We start from the raw sequence: 19,655 nt of genomic DNA, 5'->3' as shown, positions 1-19,655 counted from the left end.
GAGATTAAGCTCGGAAAATGGAAGATTTGGGAAATACAAGAAGGCTGAGCAGACAGACAATCCGATAAAAATCAAATTTTTACGATACTCCCGCTGCTTTCAGACGGCCTTGCCCACAGAGAAAAGCAAGGTTGGGCGATTATACCCATTCCGCTCTTTTTTATCCACAACCGCCGCAAAATTTTATCCACAAATTCTATCAATGCATAAAACCCGTTGTCACACTTTGGCCAACGAAAAGTTTTTATATTGATTGACAAAAGCGGCAAATTGGAGTGTAATTCACGGTTTAATTATCTACCAATTTTTAGGAAACATCATGAAACGCACTTATCAACCTTCCGTTACCAAACGCAAACGCACCCACGGCTTCTTGGTTCGCTCCAAAACCCGCGGTGGTCGCGCAGTATTGGCTGCCCGTCGCGCCAAAGGTCGCAAACGCCTGGCTGTATAATTTTGAATTACGGCTTCTCGAAGCAGTATCGCTTATTAAAAACGGATGATTTTTCATCCGTTTTTGCGTTGAAAAACCGACGCAGCCGCGATTTGCTGCAAGTCTCCCAGTCCGCAGACAACGCACTCGGCCATCCGCGCCTTGGCTTGGTCGTCAGCAAAAAGACCGCCAAACGCGCCCATGAGCGCAATTATATGAAGCGCGTCATCCGCGACTGGTTCAGGCTGAATCAACACCAGCTGCCACCGCATGATTTTGTTGTGCGCGTGCGTCAGGCGTTTAATCGGGAAACTGCCCCAGAAGCCCGAAACCAACTTGCCCAGCTGATGAAAAAACGCCGATGAATACCCTGCTTTCCAAGCTCCTCCTTGCACTCATCCGCTTTTACCAATACTGCATCAGCCCCCTCATTCCGCCGCGCTGCCGCTATACCCCGACCTGTTCACAATACGCAGTCGAAGCCGTCAAAAAATACGGCGCATTCAAAGGCGGATGGCTGGCAATCAAACGCATCGCACGATGCCATCCTTTCGGCGGACACGGACATGACCCTGTTCCATAATGCTGCTGTCAACCATTTAAAGAACACGATTTCCTTTAATTTCCCGTCGGTTTCTATATAATGCCGTCTGAAGCAGTTTTCATCCCGATTACCTATCCGTCAATTCCAGGAATCTCTTATGGATTTTAAAAGACTAATGGCGTTTTTTGCCATTTCAGTGGCAATCTTTGCCGGCTGGGAACATTTTTTCCCCAGCCCCAAACCTAATCCGGCGCAACAAGCCGCGCAACAGCAAACGGCCGCTGCTCCTGCAAAAGCCGCTGCCGAAGCCGCTCTTGCCCCGGCCTCTCCTATTACCGTTACTACAGACACAGTTAAAGCCGTCATCGATGAGAAAAGCGGCGACCTGCGTCAGCTGACCCTCCTGCAATACAAAGCAACCGGCGACGAACACAAACCTTTTGTCCTGTTTAACGATAGCAAGGAATACACCTACGTTGCCCAATCCGAGCTTTTGGACGCTCAAGGCAACAACATTCTGAAAGGCATCGGCTTTAGCGCACCGCAAAAACAATACAGCCTCAACGGCGACAAAGTCGAAGTCCGCCTGAGCGCGCCTGAAACCAACGGCCTGAAAATCGACAAAGTTTATACTTTTACTAAAGGCAGCTACTTGGTTAACGTCCGCTTTGACATTACCAACAGCAACGGCCAACCCGTCAACCTGAGCGCAGACTACCGCATCGTCCGCGACCACAGCGAACCCGAAGGTCAAGGCTACTTCACCCGCTCTTACGTCGGCCCGGTGGTTTACACCCCTGAAGGCGACTTCCAAAAAGTCAGCTTCTCTGATTTGGACGACGATGCCAAATCCGGCAAATCCGAAGCCGAATACATCCGCAAAACCCCGACCGGCTGGCTCGGTATGATCGAACACCACTTTATGTCCGCTTGGATTTTGCAGCCTAAAGGCGGACAAAGCGTTTGCGCCGCAGGCGAATGCAGCATCGACATCAAACGCCGCAACGACAACCTGTACAGCGCAAGCGTCAGCGTGCCTTTAGCCGCCATCCCGGCCGGTGCAAAAGCCGAAACCGCCATCAACCTGTATGCCGGTCCGCAAACCACTTCCGTTATCGCCAACATCGCCGACAAACTGCAACTGGCCAAAGACTATGGCAAAGTACACTGGTTCGCCTCTCCCCTCTTCTGGCTCCTGAACCAACTGCACAACATCATCGGCAACTGGGGCTGGGCAATCATCGTTTTGACCATCATCGTCAAAGCCGTACTGTACCCATTGACCAACGCCTCTTACCGCTCTATGGCAAAAATGCGTGCCGCCGCACCTAAATTGCAAGCCATCAAAGAGAAATACGGCGATGACCGCATGGCGCAACAACAAGCCATGATGCAGCTTTACAAAGACGAGAAAATCAATCCGCTGGGCGGCTGTCTGCCTATGCTGTTGCAAATCCCCGTCTTCATCGGCTTGTACTGGGCATTGTTCGCCTCCGTAGAATTGCGCCAAGCGCCTTGGTTGGGTTGGATTACCGACTTGAGCCGTCCGGATCCTTTCTACATCCTGCCTTTGATTATGGCGGCAACCATGTTTGCCCAAACATTCCTCAATCCGCCGCCGACCGACCCGATGCAGGCAAAAATGATGAAAATCATGCCGCTGGTTTTCTCCGTTATGTTCTTCTTCTTCCCTGCCGGTCTGGTATTGTACTGGGTAGTCAACAACCTCTTAACCATTACCCAGCAGTGGCACATCAACCGCAGCATCGAAAAACAACGCACCCAAGGCGAAGTTGTTTCCTAAATGCCGCAGCATGAAAAATGCCGTCTGAAACCTGTTCAGACGGCATTTTTATTGTTCACCCCCTATCTGGGCGGAAATCTTCAACCCGCATACATCACAAAAATCGTCGGGCGTTTTTTCAAGTTCGGCATTTCTTTTCTTTTTCGCCACTGCGCAACCGTCTGGCTGATGATTTCCTGTGTCGGCAAGGTCAAGTCCGTAGCCACACACAAACGCGTTTCAGGATGCAGGTTTTCCACCGCATCGGCAAGCAGCGCATCATTGCGGTAAGGCGTTTCAATAAAAATCTGCGTCTCGCCGCACTGCCGCGAACGTTGCTCCAAAGCCTTCAAACTCTGAATGCGCTCATTTTTTTCAGACGGCAGATAACCCTTAAACGCAAAGTTCTGCCCATTCGCACCCGAAGCCATCAGTGCCAGCAACAAGCTGGACGGGCCGACCAAAGGCCGTACTTCAAAACCGTGTTTATGCGCCAATGCCACCAAATTCGCACCCGGATCAGCAACGGCCGGGCAACCCGCCTCGCTGACAATGCCCATACTGCGCCCTTCTTGCAAAGGCTTCAGCAATTCCGGCAAAGTCTTCAAATCCGTATGTTCATTCAGCGTTTGCAGATTCAGCTCGCGGATAGGCGTATTCACGCCCAAATGTTTCAAATGCGCACGCGCTGTTTTTTCCGCTTCCACGACAAAATCCGTCAGCCCGACAACCGCCTGTTGTTCATGCGGCAACAGGCATGGCGTATCAGGCGCACCCAAAGGGGTGGGTATCAAATACAAAATCGGTTTCATTCTTGCAACTCCAAAAAATCTCAGGCCGTCTGAACACATTCAGACGGCCTCAAACTATAAAACTTCCACACCTTCGTTTTTCAAAAAATCAATCAGACGGAAAATCGGAAGGCCGATCAAAGCATTCGGATCCGTACTTTCAATCCGCTCCAATAAAGCGGCGCCCAAACCCTCGCTCTTCGCCGCACCGGCACAATAAACCGCATCCGGCTCGCGTTCCAAATATCGGCTGATTTGTTCCTGCGTCAACTGGCGCATAGCAACCACCGTATGATCGACATGATGCTGAACCTTGCCCATAGCAGTATTCAAAAGCACGATTGCGCTGTAAAATTCAATCCGTTTTCCGCTTAAGTCCGCCAGCATCTGTTGTGCATTTGCGACGTTCATTGGCTTGCCCAACTGCCGTCCTTCGCACCATGCGACTTGGTCTGCGCCGATAATCAGCGCAGCAGGAAAAGTTGCCGCCAATGAACGGGCTTTGCCTTCAGCCAAACGCAGCGCCGTCTCGCCAGCATGCTCGCCCGCAATAGGCGTTTCGTCAAAATCAGGCGACGCTGTCTGAAAATCGATACCCAAACGGCGAAGCTGTCCGCAGCGGAAAACCGAACTCGACCCTAAAACCAAAGGCAGTTTTACTTCCATATTTTTACCTAAAAACATTGACGTTAGACTGCCGAAATTATATCATACTCCGTTTATGTCATACCCTAATTTGATTGACCCAGAAGTTTTCGCCGCCGAAGGGCAGAATCTGCAAGGCAGCTTCCTGCTCGAAGAATTGGATGAACGAGTCAGTTCGCACGATTATCCGGCCGACAAACAGACACGCGTGTCGTTTACGCTGCAAGGCGGTCGCGACCGGCTGCAACGTCTGTTTCTCGATTTAAACGTCAAAGCCAACATGCCCCTGATTTGCCAGCGTTGCATTACGCCTATGCCGTTTCTACTCGATGAAACCAGCCGTATCGTCCTGTTTGCCGATGAAGAGAGTTTGGACGAAGCCATGCTTGCCGATGAAGAATTGGAAGGCATGCTGCTCGAAAAAGAGCTTGACGTGCGGACTCTGGTTGAAGACCAAATCCTGATGTCGCTCCCTTTTTCCCCTCGACACGAAGACTGCGGCAACAATGGAACACTGGACGAAGTCAATCGGGACAAACCAAACCCCTTCGCTGTTTTAGCAGGTTTGAAAAGCAGTTAATTAGGACACAGTTTATTTATCTAGGAGCTTGAAATGGCCGTTCAACAAAACAAAAAATCCCCTTCTAAACGCGGTATGCACCGTTCACACGACGCTCTGACTGCGCCTTCTCTGTCTGTTGACAGCGCAACCGGCGAAGTGCATCGTCCACACCACATTTCTCCAAACGGTATGTACCGTGGCCGTAAAGTGGTAAAAGCTAAAGGCGAATAATCCGTTCGTCTGACTGAAAAAGCCAGAATATTGCCATGCAATGACTGGCTTTTTTGCATTGCACCCTGTATTTTCCTCTTCGGAAGCACACCATGAAACGTAAAATCTGGTACACCTACGACGACATCCACCGCGTAATCAAAGGATTGGCGGAAAAAATCCAAAACTCCGGCACTAAATACGATGCCATGATTGCCATTGGCGGCGGTGGTTTTATCCCTGCCCGCATGTTGCGCTGCTTCTTGGAAATTCCGATTTACGCCGTCACCACGGCCTACTACGACAACGATAACGAAGGTCAAGTTACCGAGGAAGTGAAAAAAGTCCAATGGCTTGATCCCGTTCCAGATGTCCTGAAAGGCAAAAATGTACTGGTCGTTGACGAAGTGGACGACAGCCGCGTTACCATGGAATTTTGCCTGAACGAATTGTTGAAGGAAGATTTCGGCACCGTCGGCGTAGCAGTATTGCATGAAAAAATCAAAGCCAAAGTCGGCAAAATTCCTGAAGGTATCCCTTATTTCAGCGGCATCACCGTTGAAGACTGGTGGATCAACTATCCTTGGGACGCGCTGGACATCGACGAACACAACAAATTGGCCGCGCAAAACCAATAAATCTGGCACAACCGTCGCAACAAGCCTTTTCATCTGATTTTCAATTCAATCTTCTGAAAATCAGATGAGTGTGCTTGTCTGATTGTTTGAGGCCGTCTGAAACACACAAACCGGAGAACAACATGATTACACTGGCCGTAGATGCCATGGGCGGAGATGCAGGCCTTGCGGTTACCGTCCCCGGTGCAGTGGATTTCCTGAAACAGCAATCCGACGTACATCTGATTATGGTTGGAGATGAAGCAGCAGTCCGCCAAGCATTAAGCTCGGCAGGCGCGCCTATGGACCGCATTACCGTCTGCCATGCGGCGCAAGTCGTCGAAATGGATGAAGCGCCGCAATCCGCGCTGAAAAACAAAAAAGAATCATCCATGCGCATCGCCATCAACCAAGTTAAAGAAGGCAATGCGCAAGCCGCCGTATCGGCAGGCAATACCGGCGCACTGATGGCGACCGCCCGATTCGTCCTCAAAACCATTCCCGGCATTGAGCGTCCTGCCATCGCCAAATTCCTGCCTTCCGACAGCAAACACGTTACTTTAGCTTTGGATTTAGGTGCCAACGTTGACTGTACACCCGAACAACTGGCTCAATTTGCCATCATCGGCAGCGAGCTGGTACACGCGCTACACCCCGGAAAAGGCAGCCCTCGCGTCGCCCTTTTGAACGTCGGCACAGAAGACATCAAGGGTACGGATGCCGTCAAACAAACCTTTAAACTGTTGAGCAGCAGTAAACTCAACTTCATCGGCAATATCGAAAGCAACAGCGTTTTGTATGGCGAAGCCGATGTCGTTGTCGCTGACGGGTTTGTCGGCAACGTTATGCTCAAAACCATCGAAGGCGCGGTTAAATTCATGAGTGGTGCCATCCGCCGTGAATTCCAAAGCACCCTGTTCAACAAACTTGCCACCATTGCCGCCCTGCCTGCGCTCAAAGGTTTGAAAGGCAAATTGGATCCGCGTAAATTTAACGGTGCCATCCTGCTTGGCTTACGCGGCATTGTGATTAAGAGCCACGGCGGAACTGACGAAGTCGGCTTCCGTTATGCTTTAGAAGAAGCCTACCACGAAGCCAAATCCGCCGGCCTCGCTCAAATCGAACAAGGCGTAGCCACCCAGTTGGCTGCTTTGGAAGCCGCCAAAGCAGCAGAACTGGAAGACACCGCTGCTCCAGCAACTGAAGCTTAAGGCTGATATACACAGGCCGTCTGAAACTTCAAAATGTTCAGACGGCCTGTTTTTATCTTTAATCACCGACTTCATTCTTAATATTGGGAATTTTCCCATTTTCGCTTACAATACCCGACTATCCGAATCAACTCTCTAAAAAGGCCGTTCTCATGCAATATGCCAAAATTTTCGGTACAGGCAGCTACCTTCCTGCCAACCGCGTCAGCAATGACGACCTTGCAAAAAAAGTGGATACTTCCGACGAGTGGATTACCACGCGTACAGGTATCAAATTTCGCCATATTGCAGACGACAACGAAAAAACCAGCGACTTGGCCGCCGAGTCAGCGCGCCGCGCCTTAGCAGATGCCAATTTGCAGGCTGACGATATCGATCTGATTATCGTCGCCACAGCCACTCCCGATATGCAGTTCCCTTCTACGGCAACCATCGTGCAGCAAAAATTGGGCATTGCCAACGGCTGCCCTGCCTTTGACGTACAAGCTGTATGCGCCGGTTTTATGTATGCCCTGACCACTGCCAATGCCTACATCAAAAGTGGCATGGCGAAAAACGCTTTGGTTATCGGTGCGGAAACCTTCAGCCGCATCGTCGATTGGAACGACCGCACCACCTGCGTCCTCTTTGGTGACGGTGCGGGCGCGGTTGTCTTAAGCGCATCTGACGAACCGGGCATCATCCACGGCAAACTCAAAGCCGATGGCAACTACCTCAACCTTTTGAACGTCCCAGGACAAATCGCCAACGGCCAGGTTTGCGGTTCGCCCTATATCAGCATGGACGGCCCCGGCGTATTCAAGTTTGCCGTCAAAATGCTGTCCAAAATCGCAGATGACGTTATCGAAGAAGCCGGTTACACCGCTGATCAAATCGATTGGATTGTGCCGCACCAAGCCAATAAGCGCATTATCGACTCTACCGCCAAACACTTGGGCTTGAGCATGGACAAAGTGATCTTGACCGTCCAAGACCACGGCAACACGTCCGCCGCCTCGATTCCACTGGCACTGGATGTCGGCATTAAAAACGGCCAAATCAAACGCGGACAAAACCTCTTGCTCGAAGGCATCGGTGGTGGTTTTGCCTGGGGTGCGGTTTTAGTGAAATATTAATGTTTAGGCCGTCTGAACATCCCTTTCAGACGGCCTATTCTGCTCAAGCCCATGAAGTCGCTAACGTTTGCACTCTGCATCAGCAGCCTGTTTTTAAGCATAACGGCTGCGATATTGCCCAAACTGGTAATCGCCTATCTTGCACTGAGTGCATACGTTTTCCTGCTTTACTACCTAGACAAACAGCGCGCACGCAACCACGGCAGACGCATACCCGAAGCAAAATTACACCTGATCAACCTACTTGGCGGCTGGCCGGGCGGTTATTGCGGCAGCCTCGCATTCAGGCACAAAAACAGTAAACCCGAATTTGTCCGCACCTTCCGGCTGACCGCCGCAACCAATACTGTCGCCACCCTCCTTCTGCTGGCAGACACCCTCAAACATTCAAACCAATAAGGAATTACCATGTCTTTCGCATTCTTCTTCCCCGGACAAGGCTCACAAAGCCTAGGCATGATGAACGGCTTTGCCGAGCAAGCTATCGTTAAAGCCACATTTGACGAAGCTTCCGCCATATTGGATCAAGACCTGTGGGCAATGATTAACGGCGAAGATGCCGAATTAATCGGACAAACCGTCAACACCCAGCCCATCATGCTGGCTGCCGGCATTGCCACCTACCGCGCCTACTTGGAAGCCGGCGGTAAAATCCCTTCCGTCGTTGCAGGCCACAGCCTCGGCGAATACACCGCCCTCGTCGCTGCCGACGCATTGGATTTCGCAGACGCGGTCAAACTGGTCCGCCTGCGCGCCGAACTCATGCAATCTGCCGTACCGCAAGGCGTAGGCGCAATGGCCGCTATTTTGGGTTTGGAAGATGAACAAGTAAAAGCCATCTGTGCCGAAGCTGCACAAGGCGAAGTCGTTGAAGCCGTCAACTTCAACTCCCCAGGCCAAGTCGTGATTGCCGGCAATACCGCCGCAGTCGAACGCGCCATGGCCGCCGCCAAAGAAGCCGGAGCCAAACGCGCCCTGCTACTGCCTGTTTCCGTTCCCTCACATTGCAGCCTCATGCAGTCTGCAGCGGAAAAACTTGCCGAAGCATTGAAAGACATCACCATCAAACAACCGCAAATCCGCGTCATCCATAACGCCGATGTCGCTTCTTACGATGATGCCGACAAAATCAAAGATGCCTTGGTACGCCAACTGTACAGCCCGGTGCGCTGGACAGAAACCGTCAACGCGCTTGTTTCCGAAGGCATCACCAAATCCGCCGAATGCGGCCCCGGCAAAGTCCTCGCTGGCCTCGCCAAACGCATCAACAAAGAAGCCGCGTGCAGCGCATTGACCAATGCCGACCAAGTGGCTGCATTTATCGAAGCCCACTAAAACGTTTTCAGACGGCCTTATCCTGTCAGGCAAGGCCGTCTGAAAAATCAGCCCACTCCAATCCGAATACATTATGAAAAAAACCATTATTCTTGCCGTTCCCTACATGTACGGACTGGATCAATGTATCGAAAAAAATCTGCGTTTTCTTGGTTTTGATGTCATTAATTTGTGCTATGACGACCGAGATTCCTATTATCCGAACTTGAACCTGAAATAAAAATTAAGGAAAAAAAAGAGGCTTTAGGGCTTCCCACCCTAGAAATCGCTAGAAAAGTTGTGGAGAATTTAAATGTTTGACAATGAAAAACTGCTGACTTCTGTGATTCCTATCAGGACACATCAGCCAGCAGCAACCGTGCAACATATTGTCTATGCGGCCGATCAAAACTATATCCGCCACATCGGCACATCCATGCTCTCTGTTTTGGCAAACAACCGCTTTCCCATTCATTTTCATCTCTTGGTCAGCGGTTCGGAAAACTATGACTTCGATATTTTCAACCAACTAGAAAATATCAATTCAAATTACGCCATAACGGTTTATCACCTGAATACAGATTATTTTTCTACCCTGCAGACAACCAGCTATTTCACCATCGCATGTACTGCCGGATGTGCATACCTGCCATACTTGGCGATATAAGCGATACTGTACTCTATTTGGACACAGACGTTCTCTGCTTAGGCGATATATCAGAACTGTTTACCGTCATTCTCGCAGCCGTTCCAGAAACAACACTTTACCGTGCCTACATCAACAAATTGAATGTATTCGGTTTTAGAAGTACAGACCCCTACTTCAATTCAGGCGTACTGCTGTTTAACAACAAATTTTGGAACGAATCATCCGCTTACACTGTCCTAAACGAAAAAATACGGCAGGTCGAACTCAGCAAATTTATCTTGGCATGTCCGGATCAAGATCTGCTCAATCTAAGCTGCAAAGGCAAAGTAGGGTGGTTGCCGGAATCTTACAACCGGATACATTGGCACCATCAAGGAAGCGAGCTGAACACCAACCCCAAAAATATCCGGCTTGTTCATTTTATCGGCGGCACCAAGCCGTGGCATCATCTTGGCTTCCATCCTGTTTATGATTCTTTTTATAGAAAGTCTCCTTGGTATAATGGTTATCTCCATCAAAAGCCCAATATCGACTTACCCTTCCCGAATCCGCATAAGAGATACAAACAAGCTGCAAAACGCCTATTTAAACAAGGCAATAAAAAACAAGCCTGGCTATATTATTGAACATATTTGTTAACAAAATTTCTAGGCCGTCAAAAGCAACCTTAAACCAATTTATTAAAACAGGGCAGCCTTAGCACGCAAAACATTTACAGACGGCCTGCAGACAAAAGTTAGATTAAAAAACCTATTCGTGGTATAAGGCCGTCTGAAACCATTTTTCCAATCGCAATTAAGGAATAAAACATGAGTACACAAGATTTGAGCGGTAAAATCGCTTTGGTAACCGGCGCTTCTCGCGGTATTGGTGCGGCGATTGCCGATACTTTGGCTGCGGCCGGTGCAAAAGTTATCGGCACAGCCACCAGTGAGAGCGGTGCGGCTGCAATCGGAGAACGCTTGGCACAATGGGGCGGCGAAGGCCGTGCATTGAATTCTGCCGAACCTGAAACCATCGAAAACCTGATTGCCGACATCGAGAAAGAATTCGGCAAACTGGATATTCTGGTCAATAACGCCGGCATCACCCGCGACAACCTCCTGATGCGCATGAAAGAAGAAGAGTGGGACGACATCATGCAGGTCAACCTCAAATCCGTCTTCCGCGCCTCCAAAGCGGTATTGCGCGGCATGATGAAGCAGCGCGCCGGTCGCATCATTAACATCACTTCTGTTGTCGGCGTGATGGGCAATGCCGGCCAAACCAACTATGCGGCGGCAAAAGCAGGCTTAATCGGTTTCTCTAAATCTATGGCACGTGAAGTCGGCAGCCGCGGCATTACCGTCAACTGCGTTGCCCCCGGCTTTATCGACACCGACATGACCCGCGCCCTGCCGGAAGAAACCCGCAAAACCTTTGAAGCACAAACTTCTTTGGGCAAATTCGGTGAAGCGCAAGATATTGCCGATGCAGTCTTGTTCTTGGCTTCTGATCAGGCAAAATACATTACCGGTCAGACACTTCATGTCAACGGCGGTATGTTGATGCCTTAAACCGTTTGTTTATTTAAAGGCCGTCTGAATATTTCAGACGGCCCTTTTTGTCAATCAAAACACTACTTCACATTTTATCTTGATATAATCTTAATAATCCGTTAGATAACGCTCGAAACAGTAAATCCAAATAAGCATAATACGGGAAATCAAATCGCAGAAATGAAGTTCATTCTGTGCGTTTTTATTTGATTTTGCTGTCGGTTTTCGACGTGTTTCAGACGGCCTATATAACAATAGCTACTTTTAACGAAAGGCCGCCCACTCTATGCACGAATTCTCCCTCGGTCCCATTGTCATTGTCCTGTTGGTTTCCGTCATTACGGTTATCTGCTGTCGCAAATTCAACATTCCTTCCATGCTCGGTTATCTTTTGGTCGGTTTTATTGCCGGTCCGGGTATGTTCAAACTGATTCCGCAAAGCCATGCCACCGACTATTTGGGCGAAATCGGCATTGTATTCTTGATGTTCAGCATCGGTCTCGAATTCTCCCTACCCAAACTCAAAGCCATGCGCCGCCTCGTATTCGGTTTGGGCGGTTTGCAAGTCATCATTACCATGCTCTCGATTATGGGCATTTTGATGGCAATGGGCACGCCGTTTAACTGGGCGTTTGCCACTGCGGGCGCACTGACCATGTCGTCCACCGCCATCGTCAGCCGCATTCTGTCGGAGAAAACCGAGCTGGGTCAGCCGCATGGTCAAATGGCCATGGGTGTTTTGCTGATGCAAGATATTGCCGTTGTACCGCTGATGATTCTGATTCCGGCACTTGCCGGCGGCAGCGAAGGCAACTTGTGGGTAGAGCTGGGCTTGGCAGGTTTGAAAATGTTGCTGACCTTGGGCATTTTGTTCGTTATCGGCAGCCGTGTGATGTCGCGCTGGTTCAGACTGGTTGCCAAACGCAAATCGTCCGAACTCTTCATGATCAACGTTTTGCTGGTTACTTTGGGCGTGGCCTATCTGACAGAGCTTGAAGGGCTGTCTATGGCATTGGGCGCATTCGTCGCCGGTATGCTGCTTTCCGAAACCGAATACCGTATCCAGGTGGAAGACGACATCCGTCCATTCCGCGACATCCTGCTGGGCTTCTTCTTCATTACCGTCGGTATGAAGCTCGATATTCAGGCGCTGATCGGCAACTGGCAGCAAATCCTGATTTTGTTGGCAATCCTGTTGGTCTTGAAAGCACTGGTTGTCTTCATCATCGCTTTGCGCATGAAAAACCCTGTGGGCGACAGCCTCAAAAGTGCGCTTTATTTGGCACAAGGCGGCGAGTTCGGCTTCGTGATGCTGGCCATTTCCAGCAAAATCAATATGGTTTCGCCCGAATTGGAACAAGCGGCCACTGCAACCGTCTTGCTCTCCATGATTGCTGCGCCATTCATTTTGGGCAGCAGCAATGCCATAGTCAGCCGCTTCGTTAAATCCGACTGGGACATGAAAGCCTTAGACTTGCACTCCATGTTGGTGGAAACCATGAGCAAATCCGAACACGTCCTGATTATCGGTTTCGGACGCGGTGGTCAATCGGTTGCCCGTGTATTGGCGCAAGAAGGCATCCCCTACTTTGCCCTTGACTTGGACATTGCCCGCGTACAAGTGGCACGCAACGCAGGCGAACCGGTTTCCTTTGGCGATGCCAAACGCCGCGAAGTCTTGGAAGCCGCCGGCTTGGGACGCGCCAAAATGGTGGTCATCACGCTGAACAATATGCACGAGACCCAACATGTTCTCGGCAACATCATGTCCATGCATCCGAGCATGCCGGTTTATGTTCGCGCCACCAATGACGATTACGTTAAAACCTTTACCGAAATGGGTGCGGAAGAAACCGTCTCCGATACCAAAGAAACCAGCCTGGTGCTGGCAAGCTATGCCATGTTGGGCCACGGCCTCTCCTACAACCATGTTTATCAAACCATAACCCACATCCGTCACAGCCGCTATGCATCTTTGCAAGACTTGTTTGTCGGCAGTGATGATGACAGCTTCTCCGACGAAGACAGCAAGGCCATCTGCCGCCATGCCTTCCCATTACAAGGCGAGGCACACGCCATCGGTAAAACCATCCGCGAATTGCCATTGGCAGCGCATTATCTGAAACTATTGTTTATCCGCCGCAACACCGGAAAAATCCAAGACCTTGACCCTGATTTCGTTCTGGAAACCGACGACATTTTGGTTGTCGCAGGCAAGCAGGAAGAAATTATTTCCTTTGAAAACTGGTGCTTGCAGGGAGATATCTAATTATCGGCAAATAAATCTTGCGCGCATCAGGATTTTTTGGTTTAATAGCGTCTTCGCAATTTTGCGCATGGGTGATTAGCTCAGTTGGTAGAGCGTCTGCCTTACAAGCAGAATGTCGGCGGTTCGACTCCGTCATCACCCACCAAGTTTCTTTTTCATTGTCTTTGACAGTGGATGCGCGGTGGTAGCTCAGTTGGTTAGAGTACCGGCCTGTCACGCCGGGGGTCGCGGGTTCGAGCCCCGTCCGCCGCGCCATTATTTAGAAATGCTGATTCCTCAGTATCTCCCTTTTTCGGGTGATTAGCTCAGTTGGTAGAGCGTCTGCCTTACAAGCAGAATGTCGGCGGTTCGACTCCGTCATCACCCACCACTTTCCTTTTCATTGTCTCTGACAATGGATGCGCGGTGGTAGCTCAGTTGGTTAGAGTACCGGCCTGTCACGCCGGGGGTCGCGGGTTCGAGCCCCGTCCGCCGCGCCATCAAGTTAAAAATAAAAAATACCGGTTTTTATCGGTATTTTTTTCGTCTGTACCCTATGCCTTTTCATAAAAAATTGAGCTTTTTAGATAATATAAAATAGGGCAACACAATAAGTCTGAAAGAAATATGGTTTGAATCCTGAAAACCATCTATCTCAAGCGGATTCACACCAAACGCTTATTCATCAAATCTCTAAATCATCTTTCAAAATAGGCATAAATACTTACCTCCCCCTTCTTACATAAAGGCCGTCTGAAAACGTCAATACATTTTCAGACGGCCTTTTTTAGCTTATCAAGCCTGATACCTAATCATGCAGGAAGCCTTAGCATCAATCCAATGTTCGCCACCGGGCTGAACAATTTTAGACACCAGTTTATCCAAGTCGCGTAAATAATCGGTTGATTTTTGGCTGTTGATAATGACGACAACCAACAACGGCTTTTCGCCCAACCAATACACCAAACGTCGGTGCAAACGCGCAAATCAGCGATCCTGCTAAAAATGTTGCCTGCGTAAACAGCACCATTTTGCGCGTTTCAAACCATTGAATCACGCCTGCCGTAATCGGCGTAAATGCCCCCATGACCAGCAGAAAACCCGTTGTCAGCCATTGAACCGTGGTCTTATCGACACCGAAATCTTTCATAATCGGCGTAAGCGCGACATTCAGCAGCGTGTCGTTGAGATAGCCGAAAAATGCGCCGATGAATAAGGTGGCGACAATGGTTTTAGCTGGAAAGTCGGGATTGTCGGCATAGTATTCGTGTGCCGTTGCGTCCTCTTACGAATCAGAAGCGTGCATAATAATTTGAAATATCAGCGAAACCGTTATTTTAGCATAAACCATTTTGACAGGCCGTCTGAAACCTTGACCGCTTCCCCAGATAACACTAAAATTTAGAATTGTTTTCATTTTTATTATTAAACAGGAGAAAAACATGTCAAAGAAAGTCAGCATCTTGGTCGGCAGCCTGCGTAAAGGCTCGTTCGCACGAAAAGTCGCACAAAACGTCGTTTCCATGTTCCCTGAAGGCTACGAAGCGCAAATTGTCGAAATCGGCCATTTGCCTTTATACAACTTCGACTACGACGATCCTGCCGTTACCGACTTCCCCACTCCATCCAGCTATACCGAGTTCCGTGAAACCATCAAAGCCTCTGCCGGCGTATTGTTCGTGACTTCCGAAAACAACCGTACCGTCCCGGCCTGCCTGAAAAACGCCATCGACATCGGTTCCAAACCCAATGCCGATGTTGCCTGGAAAAAAACACCTGCCGGCATCATCAGCCATTCCGTCGGCAAAATGGGTGGTTATAGCGCGCAAAAAAATCTGCGCCTTGCCCTTTCGTATTTCGATATGCCGCTGACCGGCCAGCCGGAAGTGTTCCTCGGCAACTCGCCTACCCTGTTTGACGACAACGGCCAGCTCATCGAATCCGCGCGCGGCTTTGTTCAAGGCTATATCGACCAATTGGTTGCCTTGATAGAGAAAAACCCTAAATAATCGGGATTGAAGCATACCGGCCGTCTGAAAAACGAAATTTCAGACGGCCTCATCTTTTGCAAAAAATCAGTTTTTCGACAGTTCCTAAATTTTTACTAATTGAGTGCGGCTATAATCACTGTCCACCCATCCTCCGGAGAACTTCCATGCGCGTATTATTGGTTGAAGACGATGCCATGATTGCCCAAGCCGTCAGTGCCAACCTGAAAGACACCGGCTACGCTGTCGATTGGGTCAGTCGCGGTTCGGAAGTTGCCGCAGCAGTGGCGGCGCAAGCATACGATTTGCTGCTCTTGGATTTGGGTTTGCCCGGCAAAGACGGTTTGGACGTATTGGCGCAAATCCGCAGCGGCGGCTGTACCATTCCCGTCTTAATCGTGACCGCGCGCGACGATTTGCACAGCCGCCTCAACGGCCTAGACGGCGGCGCAGACGACTACATCGTCAAACCCTTCGACATGGCGGAACTGCAAGCCCGTATGCGCGCCGTATTGCGCCGACACGGCGGACAGGCGCAAACGCTGCTGAGCAACGGCATCATCACGCTCAACCCTTCCACCCATCAGGCAGAAGTGGTCGGGCAAGAACAGGCCATCATGCTCAGCAACAAAGAATTTGCCGTCCTCCAAGCCCTGCTGCTGCGTCCGGGCATGATTCTGTCGCGCAGCGATTTAGAAGACAAAATCTACGGCTGGGGCGAAGAAGTCGAAAGCAACGCCGTTGACTTCCTGATTCACGCCTTACGCAAAAAACTCGGCAAAGAGGCGATTCAAAACGTTCGCGGGGTCGGCTGGCTGGTTGCACAAAACAACCAGGCCGTCTGAAAAACCACAACAACACCAACACACAAACCATGCAACGCCTTATCCACACCATCAAACAATCCCTGCAAGTTAAGATCAGCCTCGCCCTGATCTGTATGCTCCTGCCCCTCTCCATTTTTGCAGGCATATTTTCATATTACGATACTTATCACGAGACCCAAGAGGTTCAAGACGACCTGTTGCGCCAAGTCGCGAACTATCTCGACCCGAGCGATGCCGATGACGAAAATCACTCGCTCGACAACGACAACAAGATTTCCGTTCAATTTCCCAATACGCCCAACCCCATTGTCAGCCTGCCTGAGCAGATTTCAGACGGCCTGCACACCATTCAGGCCGATGACGACGATTACTACCGCGTTTATACCCGCAACACCAAGCAAGGCCGCATCGCCGTCATGCAGGAAAGCGACTACCGCGAAGAGCTGGCCGAAATGGCTGCCGTGCAGAGCATCCTCCCCATGCTCCTCGCCCTGCCCCTGATTATCTTGCTCACCGTCTGGATTACCCACCGCGCCATGCGTTCCGTCAAAACCCTGTCCAACGATTTGGAACAGCGCCAAATCAACGACCTCTCGCCGATGGACACACAAGACATTCCCAGCGAAATCCAAGGCTTTGTCGTCGCCATCAACAACCTGTTGCAACGTACCGATGAAAACGTCCGCCAACAGCAACGCTTTATCGCCGATGCCGCACACGAATTGCGCAGCCCCATGACCGCCCTCTCCCTTCAGGCAGAGCGGCTCAACAATATGCAGCTGTCTGCCGAAGCGCGCGAGCAGTCCGCCCTGTTGCAACAAAGCATACTGCGCAACCGCCACCTGCTCGAGCAACTCCTTTCCCTCGCACGCGCCCAAGCACCCGAAACCCAACGCCCCAAAACCCTGATCAGCCTGCAAAACCAGTTCCGCCGCGTCTTGCAGGAACTCATGCCGCTGGCGCTGGCCAAAGGTCAAGACATCGGCGTCGCTGTTGAAAACGACTGCCAAATCCACGCCGACGACACCGAAATCTACACCCTCATTAAAACCTTTACCGATAACGCCATCCGCTACACCCCCAAAGGCGGCCGCATCGATTTGGGCTTTGACGAAACCGCCGAATACCTCAACATCTGGGTGGAAGACGACGGCCCCGGCATTCCCCCAAGCGAGCGCCAACGCGTTATCGACCCCTTCTACCGCATTCTCGGCACCGAACAACAAGGCACCGGACTTGGTCTGTCCATTGCAAACACCATTGTCAAACGCCATCAAGGCCGTCTGAAACTGGCCGACAGCCGACGCTTTGACAGCGGCTTGTTGATTATTGCCGAGTTGGATAAAAAGACGCTTTAAATAATTGACCCGCTCAAATTGGTTTTATCTAGCTTTAAGCCGAGAAATGAAAACGTTTTAAAACCGAAGGCCGTCTGAAAATACCTTTCAGACGGCCTTTTTATATTTTAAAGCAAACCTCATTCATTCCTTACAAATACGGCTGCAAGGTTTGGCGGAGGATTTCCATATCGGTAATTTCAGTGATATTGGCTTTGCCCAAGTATTCCAAACCGACAAAACGCATGATACCGCTGCTGACTTTTTTGTCGTGGCTCATGTGTTCAATCCATTTTTCAAAGGAGAAAACAGGCGGCGCAGACGGGAGGGAAGCGGCTTCCATTAAAGTAGCAATACGATCGGTATCGGCTTGTTGGGTTTTGCCCAAAATTTGCGACAAACGGGAAGCGAGGACGCAACCGGCGGCAACGGCTTCGCCGTGCAACCATACGCCGTAGCCCATTTCCGCTTCAATGGCATGACCGAAAGTGTGGCCGAGATTAAGCCATGCGCGGATGCCCTGCTCGGTTTCGTCTTGGGCAACAATATCGGCCTTCATTTTGCAACAATGATAAACGGCTTCTGCCATTTTTTCTTGGTGTTGCACCATCAGGTCGGCCATATTTTCTTCCAACCAAGCAAAAAATTCGGCATCGCCCAATGCGCCGTATTTGATGACTTCGGCCATGCCTGCGGAAAGTTCGCGTTGCGGCAGCGTTTGCAGGGCGGTCAAATCGGCCAGCACGGCTTGCGGCTGGTAGAACGCGCCAATCATGTTTTTACCGAGCGGATGGTTGATGGCAGTTTTACCGCCGACCGAGGAATCGACCTGGCTGAGCAATGTGGTCGGTACTTGGATAAAAGGTGCGCCACGCTGATAAGTCGCCGCGGCAAAGCCGACCATATCGCCTATCACGCCGCCGCCCAAAGCGATTAAAGTGGTTTTGCGTTCGGCACGGTTTTGCATCAAGCCATCGTAAATCAGATTAAGCGTCTGCCAGTTTTTATACTCTTCGCCGTCGGGAAGGATGATGCTGAAATGCGGCACGCCCAGTCTGTCTAAGGCCGTCTGAAGCTGTTTGAGATAAAGCGGCGCAACGGTTTCGTTGGTAATGATGGCTGCTTTTTTGCCTAAATAGGGCTGAAGCAGCGTATCTGCCTGCTCAATCAGTTTATGCCCGATAAAGATGGGGTATTGATGGGACGGGGTTTGGACAGTCAGTGTGCGCATGGTGTTCCTTTGCAAAGCGTGTTTATTCGCCTAAAGCCTGTATCAGACGTTTGAGCGTTTTGTGACAGCTGTCAGATTCAATGACGAGATGGGCGGTTTGACGGTACAGCGTATCGCGTTGGTCATACAGCTCTTGCAGTTTGGCCAAAGGATTGGCAACTTGCAACAGCGGCCGGTTGCTGTCGTAACGGGTACGCTCCAGCAAGGTTTCGGGGCTGGCATGCAGATAAACAACCGTGCCGTTTTGGCGCAAAATCTGTCTGTTTTCACTGCGTAATACGGAGCCGCCACCGGTCGATAAAACGATGTTGCGCCGGGAAGCAAGCTTCTTCAGCATATTGGTTTCGCGGTTGCGGAAGCCTTCCTCCCCTTCCATCTCAAAAATGGTCGGAATGGATACGCCCGAAGAAGTGCAGATTTCGTAGTCGCTGTCGTAAAACGGGCATTCAAACATTTGGGCAAGCTGCTTGCCCAAAGTGGTTTTGCCCGCGCCCATCAGCCCGATTAAGATTAAATTGCCGTTGATTTTTTCCATGTGGGTCATTTTATACGATATGGTGGTTTCGTGGAAAAGTTCGTCGTTTTTCAGACAGCCTTTTCATCTCAGGCCGT

At 50.4% G+C, this 19,655-nt stretch carries 21 protein-coding genes, 4 tRNA genes and 2 pseudogenes; 22 read left to right on the top strand and 5 right to left on the bottom strand.

Annotated elements, in window-relative coordinates; translation table 11 throughout:
• Positions 1 to 319 precede the first annotated feature (319 nt).
• The 4 genes from rpmH to yidC all read left to right on the top strand — a co-directional run bounded on the left by rpmH (position 320) and on the right by yidC (position 2,781).
• Positions 320 to 454, top strand: a complete 135-nt coding sequence (gene rpmH / locus FAH67_RS11430; protein ID WP_002214728.1) for a 50S ribosomal protein L34 — start codon at positions 320 to 322, stop codon at positions 452 to 454.
• Positions 455 to 456: 2 nt separating this feature from the next.
• The gene (gene rnpA, locus FAH67_RS11425) at positions 457 to 798 is read left to right on the top strand and encodes a ribonuclease P protein component (RefSeq protein ID WP_003682177.1); all 342 of its coding nucleotides are present in this window, start codon (positions 457 to 459) and stop codon (positions 796 to 798) included.
• A complete protein-coding gene (gene yidD, locus FAH67_RS11420; RefSeq protein ID WP_003682178.1) occupies positions 795 to 1,016 on the top strand; it encodes a membrane protein insertion efficiency factor YidD in 222 nt (73 codons plus the stop codon). Before rnpA ends, yidD begins: the two co-directional genes overlap by 4 nt.
• A 118-nt stretch (positions 1,017 to 1,134) precedes the next feature.
• The gene (gene yidC / locus FAH67_RS11415; RefSeq protein WP_003682179.1) at positions 1,135 to 2,781 is read left to right on the top strand and encodes a membrane protein insertase YidC; all 1,647 of its coding nucleotides are present in this window, start codon (positions 1,135 to 1,137) and stop codon (positions 2,779 to 2,781) included.
• 80 nt (positions 2,782 to 2,861) lie between these two features.
• Here the strand turns inward: yidC and FAH67_RS11410 are convergent, their stop codons facing one another.
• Both FAH67_RS11410 and FAH67_RS11405 read right to left on the bottom strand, forming a co-directional pair.
• Positions 2,862 to 3,572 carry an SAM-dependent methyltransferase gene (locus FAH67_RS11410; protein WP_003682180.1) on the bottom strand — a complete coding sequence of 237 codons (711 nt, stop codon included), beginning with the start codon at positions 3,570 to 3,572 and terminating at the stop codon, positions 2,862 to 2,864.
• 54 nt (positions 3,573 to 3,626) lie between these two features.
• Positions 3,627 to 4,217 carry a Maf family protein gene (locus FAH67_RS11405; RefSeq protein ID WP_039864353.1) on the bottom strand — a complete coding sequence of 197 codons (591 nt, stop codon included), beginning with the start codon at positions 4,215 to 4,217 and terminating at the stop codon, positions 3,627 to 3,629.
• Positions 4,218 to 4,272: 55 nt separating this feature from the next.
• On the opposite strand from FAH67_RS11405, the gene FAH67_RS11400 reads away from it, so the two are divergent.
• From FAH67_RS11400 to FAH67_RS11335, 15 genes and pseudogenes are all read left to right on the top strand, one after another.
• On the top strand, positions 4,273 to 4,776 hold the full coding sequence (locus FAH67_RS11400; RefSeq protein WP_003682182.1) for a YceD family protein: 504 nt from the start codon (positions 4,273 to 4,275) through the stop codon (positions 4,774 to 4,776).
• 33 nt (positions 4,777 to 4,809) lie between these two features.
• Positions 4,810 to 4,989 (top strand): 50S ribosomal protein L32, encoded by a 180-nt coding sequence (rpmF, locus tag FAH67_RS11395; protein WP_002240035.1) that lies wholly within the window; start codon positions 4,810 to 4,812, stop codon positions 4,987 to 4,989.
• Positions 4,990 to 5,081: 92 nt separating this feature from the next.
• The gene (locus FAH67_RS11390) at positions 5,082 to 5,606 is read left to right on the top strand and encodes a phosphoribosyltransferase (protein WP_003682183.1); all 525 of its coding nucleotides are present in this window, start codon (positions 5,082 to 5,084) and stop codon (positions 5,604 to 5,606) included.
• Positions 5,607 to 5,728: 122 nt separating this feature from the next.
• Positions 5,729 to 6,796, top strand: a complete 1,068-nt coding sequence (gene plsX / locus FAH67_RS11385; protein WP_003682184.1) for a phosphate acyltransferase PlsX — start codon at positions 5,729 to 5,731, stop codon at positions 6,794 to 6,796.
• A 152-nt stretch (positions 6,797 to 6,948) separates the two neighbouring features.
• A complete protein-coding gene (locus tag FAH67_RS11380) occupies positions 6,949 to 7,911 on the top strand; it encodes a beta-ketoacyl-ACP synthase III (protein WP_003682185.1) in 963 nt (320 codons plus the stop codon).
• Positions 7,912 to 7,962: 51 nt separating this feature from the next.
• Positions 7,963 to 8,310 (top strand): DUF1294 domain-containing protein, encoded by a 348-nt coding sequence (locus tag FAH67_RS11375; RefSeq protein WP_003682186.1) that lies wholly within the window; start codon positions 7,963 to 7,965, stop codon positions 8,308 to 8,310.
• Between the two features lie 9 nt (positions 8,311 to 8,319).
• Positions 8,320 to 9,246, top strand: coding sequence for an ACP S-malonyltransferase (gene fabD, locus FAH67_RS11370; protein WP_003682187.1), 927 nt, complete (start codon positions 8,320 to 8,322; stop codon positions 9,244 to 9,246).
• A gap of 73 nt (positions 9,247 to 9,319) precedes the next feature.
• Positions 9,320 to 9,466, top strand: a complete 147-nt coding sequence (locus FAH67_RS11635; RefSeq protein WP_003682188.1) for a hypothetical protein — start codon at positions 9,320 to 9,322, stop codon at positions 9,464 to 9,466.
• 72 nt (positions 9,467 to 9,538) lie between these two features.
• Positions 9,539 to 10,500, top strand: a pseudogene (locus tag FAH67_RS11365) (glycosyltransferase family 8 protein).
• 183 nt (positions 10,501 to 10,683) lie between these two features.
• Complete coding sequence (fabG, locus tag FAH67_RS11360) at positions 10,684 to 11,430, top strand: 3-oxoacyl-ACP reductase FabG (protein ID WP_003682193.1); 747 nt, start codon at positions 10,684 to 10,686, stop codon at positions 11,428 to 11,430.
• A 268-nt stretch (positions 11,431 to 11,698) separates the two neighbouring features.
• The gene (locus FAH67_RS11355) at positions 11,699 to 13,681 is read left to right on the top strand and encodes a monovalent cation:proton antiporter family protein (RefSeq protein WP_115287672.1); all 1,983 of its coding nucleotides are present in this window, start codon (positions 11,699 to 11,701) and stop codon (positions 13,679 to 13,681) included.
• A 69-nt stretch (positions 13,682 to 13,750) separates the two neighbouring features.
• Positions 13,751 to 13,826 (top strand) — tRNA-Val (locus tag FAH67_RS11350).
• Positions 13,827 to 13,859: 33 nt separating this feature from the next.
• A tRNA-Asp gene (locus tag FAH67_RS11345) sits at positions 13,860 to 13,936 on the top strand.
• Positions 13,937 to 13,975: 39 nt separating this feature from the next.
• Positions 13,976 to 14,051 (top strand) — tRNA-Val (locus FAH67_RS11340).
• Positions 14,052 to 14,083: 32 nt separating this feature from the next.
• A tRNA-Asp gene (locus FAH67_RS11335) sits at positions 14,084 to 14,160 on the top strand.
• 452 nt (positions 14,161 to 14,612) lie between these two features.
• On the opposite strand, the pseudogene FAH67_RS11325 reads toward FAH67_RS11335, so the two are convergent.
• Positions 14,613 to 14,966, bottom strand: a pseudogene (locus tag FAH67_RS11325) (MFS transporter); the annotation flags it as partial.
• Positions 14,967 to 15,102: 136 nt separating this feature from the next.
• Between FAH67_RS11325 and FAH67_RS11320 the strand changes: the two are divergent.
• The 3 genes from FAH67_RS11320 (at position 15,103) to FAH67_RS11310 (ending at position 17,833) form a co-directional block, all read left to right on the top strand.
• Positions 15,103 to 15,669, top strand: a complete 567-nt coding sequence (locus FAH67_RS11320) for an NADPH-dependent FMN reductase (RefSeq protein WP_039864340.1) — start codon at positions 15,103 to 15,105, stop codon at positions 15,667 to 15,669.
• 146 nt (positions 15,670 to 15,815) lie between these two features.
• On the top strand, positions 15,816 to 16,493 hold the full coding sequence (locus FAH67_RS11315; protein WP_003682209.1) for a response regulator: 678 nt from the start codon (positions 15,816 to 15,818) through the stop codon (positions 16,491 to 16,493).
• Positions 16,494 to 16,522: 29 nt separating this feature from the next.
• Positions 16,523 to 17,833, top strand: a complete 1,311-nt coding sequence (locus FAH67_RS11310) for an ATP-binding protein (RefSeq protein WP_003682210.1) — start codon at positions 16,523 to 16,525, stop codon at positions 17,831 to 17,833.
• 130 nt (positions 17,834 to 17,963) lie between these two features.
• Here the strand turns inward: FAH67_RS11310 and aroB are convergent, their stop codons facing one another.
• Together aroB and FAH67_RS11300 are read right to left on the bottom strand one after the other, a co-directional pair.
• Positions 17,964 to 19,043, bottom strand: a complete 1,080-nt coding sequence (gene aroB / locus FAH67_RS11305) for a 3-dehydroquinate synthase (protein WP_003682211.1) — start codon at positions 19,041 to 19,043, stop codon at positions 17,964 to 17,966.
• Positions 19,044 to 19,065: 22 nt separating this feature from the next.
• Positions 19,066 to 19,587, bottom strand: coding sequence for a shikimate kinase (locus FAH67_RS11300; RefSeq protein ID WP_003682215.1), 522 nt, complete (start codon positions 19,585 to 19,587; stop codon positions 19,066 to 19,068).
• Between the last annotated feature and the right edge of the window lie 68 nt (positions 19,588 to 19,655).

It is taken from the genome of Neisseria flavescens (genome assembly GCF_005221285.1).
In the GTDB taxonomy this organism is placed as follows: Bacteria; Pseudomonadota; Gammaproteobacteria; order Burkholderiales; family Neisseriaceae; genus Neisseria; species Neisseria flavescens.
Note: the sequence above shows the minus strand (reverse complement) of the source record. Positions and strands in the feature narration are given on the sequence as shown.